Below are 6,167 nucleotides of genomic sequence, written 5' to 3' on the forward strand. Positions count from 1 at the left end.
ACTATGAGGTTTACACTATAGAAAATCTTTAAGGAGTAACCATGCCCGTTTACGTTGAAACAGCCACAGCCCCTAGTACACAAGATGCGGCTGATTTAGTAAAAATTTATGCTGATGCACCTGAATGGCTCTTTGCTCCTTATGTGGATGCAGCTGACTTACTTACTCAGGCACAACGTCAGAAAACCTTAGTTGTAGGTCGATTTAATAGCCGTTTACTAGGTGCTGGAATACTATCTAAAACAGATGATGCTTGGTACTTATCCCATCTTTGTGTACGTGAACTAACTCGCAAACGTGGCGTAGCACGTCGAATCTTAGAGGAAGCGCAACGTTTGGCTAACGAAAATCAGGTCAAATTAATCTTAGTTATACCAAATCATCACAAAGAATTATTACACTGGGCACAAGCTAAAAGTTTTGCAGTACAGCTGACGGATTAATCTGTGTTTAATGCATCAGTTGTAACACTTCGTCGTATTGCCTGCTAAACTTCCACTATACTTGACGTCAAATAAGGATTGCTCCCATGAAATCAGTCCGCAAAATTCTCGGTCTGCTGCTTCTGGGACTGCTACTACTGATTGTAGCGGTCGGGTTTTTTATCACTCAATATTTTGATCCCAACGATTACAAAGAAGATATCCAAAAACTAGCCTTGGAAAAAGCCAATATTAAACTTGAGCTTAAAGGCGATATCGGTTGGAGCCTCTTTCCTTGGCTAGGTTTAGAACTGACTGACGCCAAAATTTCTAGTGCTGATACCCCAGATGACAACCTTGCTAATGTTCGTTTAGTAGGCGTTTCTGTTCGTGTAATGCCATTGCTGCGTAAAGAAATCCAAATGGATGATATTCGCATTGAAGGGCTAACGCTCAATCTTCATCGGGATGCTAAAGGCAAGGCTAACTGGGAAGGTATTGGTGCTAAAACAACAGCCTCAACGGATCAACCGCAAACGCCTACGATGGACAACTCTGAGACTGAAGAAAAAAAATCCGCTTTAAAACTGGATATTGACAGCCTGATTGTAAATGGTGCCAGCGTTACTTATAAAGATGATGCTACAGGCGAGCAATTTAGTTTAGAAAGCGTGCAATTAACCACTGATTCTATTCGCGAAGATAAAACTATTGCATTAAAACTGTCAGGCTACTTTGGCAGCACTAAGCCACTAGTGCGTGCTAACTTTGAACTCACAGGTGGTGCGCTGTTTAATTTAGAAAAACAGTTGTATGAATTCAGCGACCTAAAACTCAGCAGTGAAGTTTCTGGTGAGCCCTTTAATAACAAAACAGCTGCTATTACTGCACGTGGCACTTTGCAAGCTGACTTAGAGAAACAAATAGCCAGTTGGAAAGGTATTCAACTGACAGTAAACCAAATGAAATTAATGGGCGATTTAGAGCTTGCTCAACTTGATAAAACGCCACAAATCAATGGCGCCATATCTATTGCGGCTTTTAACTTAGGCCAATTTTTAACTGGGCTTGGCCAAGAGTTACCAAGCATGTCTGATAAAAACAGCCTAAGCAGCTTGAGTTTACAAGCGCAACTAAAAGGCACAACAGAAAACATGGCTATCAAAGGCTTACAAATTAAGCTAGATAAAACTCAGCTTAATGGTGATCTTGCAGCTAACAACCTGAGTAAAAACCTACTACTTGTTGTGAACTTAAAAGGTGATAGCATCAATATCGATAGCTATCTACCTCCAACCAGCACAACAGATAAAAACGCTGCTCGTAAAGCTGAAATTGAAAAACAAAGCCAGCAAATGGGCACTAGCGGCACAACATCTTTACCCAACCAAGCAACTGCTTACCAATGGGACAATACAGCTGTATTACCACTTGCCAGCTTGCGCGGCTTAAACATTGATGCCAATGTGCAACTAGATAGCATGACAATTAGCAGCCTTCCTCTTACTGCTGTACAGCTAAAAGTCAAAGCAAACAATGGCTTAATCAACCTTAACCAATTACAAGCTGGCCTGTTTAATGGCAACATTTCCACTACAGCCACTATTGATGCCCGCACTAATACACCCACACTGAAAATTAAACCTTCAGTGAAAAACCTACCAATAGAACGCTTACTGAAAGCTATGGACCAACCTGAGCTGATTAAAGGTCAATTTAACTTTAATGCTGATCTTTCCATGGTAGGTAATAGCCAACAAGCTTGGGTAAAAAGCCTGTCAGGTAGCAGTAGCTTCAACGTAGCCAATGGCGTATTAGCAGATGCCAATATTGATCAGCAACTTTGTACAGGTATCGCGCTGATTAACGGCAAAAAAATGTCCAGTAAATTTGAAAACAAAAGCACGCCATTTACCCACTTAGGTGGCAATATCCGTTTCAATAAGGGCATTGCAAGCAATCCTGACTTACGTATTAGCACCCCTGGTTTAACCGTCAAAGGCAACGGCTCAGTTGATCTAGCCAACCTTGGCATTGACTATAGAGCCAGCCTTATTATTGAAGGCGACCAGCGTGCCATGCCTGATCCGGCCTGCCAAGTTAACAAAAACTTTGTTGGCTTAGAGTGGCCTGTGCGTTGCCGTGGACCTCTTGAATTAGGCGCCAAAGCCTGTCGTATTGACCAAGATAAGCTGGGCAACATAGCTAAACAAATGGCCGGCAAAAAATTTGAAGAAAAACTTGATGAAAAGCTCAAAGGGAAAGTAGCTCCAGAATTGCAGGATGCCCTGAAAGGCCTATTTCGATAAATGACTGATAGTACATTTAGTACGGCCGTGCTTAAGTGGTTTGAACAGCACGGCCGCAAAGATTTACCTTGGCAACAAAAGATAAATCCGTATCGGGTTTGGGTTTCCGAAATTATGCTTCAACAAACCCAAGTCAGTACCGTTATGGATTACTTTAAGCGTTTTATGCAAGCTTTTCCTAGCGTGCAAGACCTCGCCCAAGCTAGTGAGGATGAAGTCTTACATTTATGGACAGGTTTAGGCTATTACACCCGCGCACGTAATCTACACAAAGCCAGCAAGATCATAGTCGAAAACTACGCTGGTGAATTTCCACGCTCAGTAGAAGAACTCAGTGCTCTGCCTGGAATTGGCCGCTCAACTGCTGGAGCTATTGCTAGCATCAGCATGGGCATTCGTGCTCCTATTCTTGATGGTAATGTTAAACGTGTATTAACACGCTATAAAGCCATAAAAGGTTATCCTGGAACAACTCAAAATACACAAAAACTATGGTTACTTGCTGAGCAACTCACACCCAATCAGCAAGTAAATCATTACACACAAGCTATGATGGATTTAGGTGCAACACTTTGCACCCGTAGTAAACCTAGTTGTTTGCTTTGTCCTATACAACAAGGCTGCCAAGCGCACTTATTAGGTACCCCCACAGCCTTTCCCGAACCCAAACCTCGTAAAGCACTGCCACAACGTGAACGCCTAATGCTGCTGGTAGCAGATCAAGCTAACCAACTTTTATTATATAAACGCCCCTCAACAGGCCTATGGGGTGGTTTATGGAGCTTTCCAGAGTTTGAGGACAGACCACAACTCGATAGTTTTTTGCAACAGCATAAACTAACCATCAAAAATCAAACCCAACTAAGCCCTATCAGCCATACATTTAGCCATTTTCAATTACATCTTGAGCCTTGGCTGTTTCGTACCAGTCAGCAACAACACGGCATAGCCGAAGGCGACTGGGTCTGGTATAACCTTGCAGATGCACCTAAGCTTGGACTAGCAGCCCCTGTAAAGAAGCTACTTAAAACGGCCACTCAACGCCTGAATCTAGGAGATATTTAAATGACCCGCATGATCATGTGCCGCAAATACCATAAAGAATTACCTGCATTAGCACGCCCTCCTTTTCCTGGCGCTAAAGGCGAAGAACTCTATCAACAAATCTCCCAGCAAGCGTGGGATGATTGGCAAAAACACCAAACCATGATCATCAATGAACGCCAGCTAAACATGATGAATGCCGATGATCGTAAATTTCTAATGCAGGAAATGGATAAGTTTTTCGCCGGTGAAGACTTTGCCAAAGCCGAAGGTTACACCCCAGAAGAAAAATAATTAGTTATTTTTTAATAACTTGCTTGACAGAATTCTGAAAAAGCTGTTTAATGCGCCCCGTTGCCCGGATAGCTCAGTCGGTAGAGCAGGGGATTGAAAATCCCCGTGTCGGCGGTTCGATTCCGTCTCCGGGCACCATTATTCATAGAAAGCCCCAGCACTAGCTGGGGCTTTTTTATTTCTGGCGTAAAACTAAACTTTAAAATAGCCTATTCATCAGCGTTCACACCGTTCTGCATGATCAGCAGCCCATAGCTACTATGTTGCCCCATGTGTTAATACCCGCCACTGACGGTGCTTTATCTTTCTGTATTTAATTTGTCTTGTTGTATCCCCTGTTGTATCCTGCCGAAACAATCGAATTATTAGGATACATAGAGGCGCCTTGAAACACTTAACTCGATAGGCCAGTGGCGCATTGTCTAAGAATCGCCATATACTTAAAGGCTCACTCTGTATTACACAAGTCAGACCTATACAATCCATCTCGCTGCAACCTAAAATAACTACCCTACCTTTTCTTACTCGGTTGTGATTGCTGCGCTGTTTTTCCAAGCAAACTCAACATATCAAAGCTAGTTACCTATATCTTCGTCAATGCGACAATCTGCTGCTAAGCTAATATATGTGCAAACCAGATAAAAATGAGCTGATATGAAGCGCTTAATCACACTAATGATGGCTTGTTATATAACATTTATAAGTTCAGCTATTGCTGGAGAAGCCGCCATACAAATACAGCCTGAAACGCCAAATATACTGCCTAGCGTGCAGCAAGCGGCAAAGCAAGGTGATGCAAAAGCACAAATAATTTTAGCCGATATGTATTATCAAGGTTCAGGAGTGGCACGTAGTTATGTTAAGGCACAAAAATGGTACGAACTTGCCGCTGCTCAAGGCGAAGCAGCCGCTGAGTTTGGCTTAGGTAGACTACTTTATACGGGTAAAGGTAGTAGACAAGATTTTTCTCAAGCACAGCACTGGCTAAATAAAGCGGCTAAACAAGGGCATGCAGAAGCGCAATCTTTGCTAGGCATAATGCACTATTATGGGCATACAGGCGCTTATGATTATACAAGCGCGCGTCACTGGTTCGAGTTAGCGGCTGCACAAGACAACACAACAGCGCAAGCTATGCTCGGCACCCTTTATTTGCAAGGCGAAGGTGTTAAGCAAGATGTGGTTCTAGCCGCCTCTTGGCTAGAAAAAGCAGCGCAAAAAGGAGCAGTCAACGCACAGGCGCAGTTGGGTAATCTGTATTTTCAGGGACAAGGTGTTACACAAGATTATAAGCAGGCGTATCAGTGGTTTGAATCAGCAGCCAAGCAAGGTAGCTCAGCAGCACAAGCAAAATTAGGAGCAATGTACTACCAAGGCATTTATGTCAAACAAGATTATACACAGGCCCTGATGTGGCTAGAAAAAGCCGCTAACTATGGTGATACTCAGGCTCAATCAATACTTGGTTTTATGTATTATCAAGGCCAAGGTATTGCACAAAACTATCAAAAAGCGCACCACTGGTTCATACTCGCCTCTTTAAAAGAGCAACCAGATGCATTACTTTATCTTGGCATTATGTATCTGACAGGGCAAAGCGGGATAACAAACGCAATTCTGGCAGAGTCTTATCTTGAGCGTTCGGCTAATCAGGGTAATGACAAAGCACAAGCTTTATTGGGAGTACTGTACTACCTAGGCCAACATAATATTAAGCAAGATTATAAACAGGCCCGCTACTGGTTAGAAAAATCAGCCGCTCAGGACAACAGCCTAGCCCATGCAACATTAGGAAAAATACATGCTAATGGCCAAGGTGTGGTACAAGATTTAGCGGCTGCTAACCAGTGGTTTGCCAGCGCTTGTAAGCTAGGCCACAGTCCCAGCTGCGAAGAAATATCTACACAGAAAAAATAACAACTACTTCATTTACAGTTTAGATTTAACATAAAACAAGGATAGCTGAAATGAATCTGAAAGCTTTACTAACAAGAGCAATAATCATAGTCAGTATCGGTCTTATACTGTATTACTTATAATTGTATTCATATTCTTTAGCCTTTCCAAGGCTGAAAAGTATACATCAATAGTAGATATA

5 protein-coding genes and 1 tRNA gene are annotated in these 6,167 nt (G+C 42.5%); all 6 read left to right on the plus strand.

Translation table 11 applies throughout. The features are described 5' to 3' along the window. The first annotated feature begins 41 nt into the window (after positions 1-41). The 6 genes from VQ643_RS12385 to VQ643_RS12410 all read left to right on the plus strand — a co-directional run bounded on the left by VQ643_RS12385 (position 42) and on the right by VQ643_RS12410 (position 5,986). Positions 42-443, plus strand: coding sequence for an acetyl-CoA sensor PanZ family protein (locus tag VQ643_RS12385; RefSeq protein WP_414200111.1), 402 nt, complete (start codon positions 42-44; stop codon positions 441-443). A gap of 86 nt (positions 444-529) precedes the next feature. Beyond that, positions 530-2,731, plus strand: a complete 2,202-nt coding sequence (locus tag VQ643_RS12390) for an AsmA family protein (RefSeq protein ID WP_414200112.1) — start codon at positions 530-532, stop codon at positions 2,729-2,731. After that, entirely contained in the window at positions 2,732-3,796 is a 1,065-nt protein-coding gene (mutY, locus tag VQ643_RS12395) for an A/G-specific adenine glycosylase (RefSeq protein ID WP_414200113.1), read from the plus strand. Then, positions 3,797-4,069 (plus strand): oxidative damage protection protein, encoded by a 273-nt coding sequence (locus tag VQ643_RS12400; RefSeq protein ID WP_414200114.1) that lies wholly within the window; start codon positions 3,797-3,799, stop codon positions 4,067-4,069. Positions 4,070-4,131: 62 nt separating this feature from the next. After that, positions 4,132-4,207: transfer RNA gene (locus VQ643_RS12405), tRNA-Phe, on the plus strand. Between the two features lie 516 nt (positions 4,208-4,723). After that, a complete protein-coding gene (locus VQ643_RS12410; protein ID WP_414200115.1) occupies positions 4,724-5,986 on the plus strand; it encodes an SEL1-like repeat protein in 1,263 nt (420 codons plus the stop codon). The last annotated feature ends 181 nt before the right edge of the window (positions 5,987-6,167 follow it).

The organism is Pseudomonas sp. F1_0610, assembly GCF_047470865.1.
Taxonomy (GTDB): domain Bacteria; phylum Pseudomonadota; class Gammaproteobacteria; order Pseudomonadales; family Pseudomonadaceae; genus JAZDRH01.

Excerpts from the sequence above, each read along its gene's own strand:
- VQ643_RS12390 (WP_414200112.1), top strand. The coding sequence starts at position 530 with ATGAAATCAGTCCGCAAAATTCTCGGTCTGCTGCTTCTGGGACTGCTA.
- VQ643_RS12410 (WP_414200115.1), top strand. The coding sequence starts at position 4,724 with ATGAAGCGCTTAATCACACTAATGATGGCTTGTTATATAACATTTATA.
- mutY (WP_414200113.1), top strand. The coding sequence starts at position 2,732 with ATGACTGATAGTACATTTAGTACGGCCGTGCTTAAGTGGTTTGAACAG.
- VQ643_RS12385 (WP_414200111.1), top strand. The coding sequence starts at position 42 with ATGCCCGTTTACGTTGAAACAGCCACAGCCCCTAGTACACAAGATGCG.
- VQ643_RS12400 (WP_414200114.1), top strand. The coding sequence starts at position 3,797 with ATGACCCGCATGATCATGTGCCGCAAATACCATAAAGAATTACCTGCA.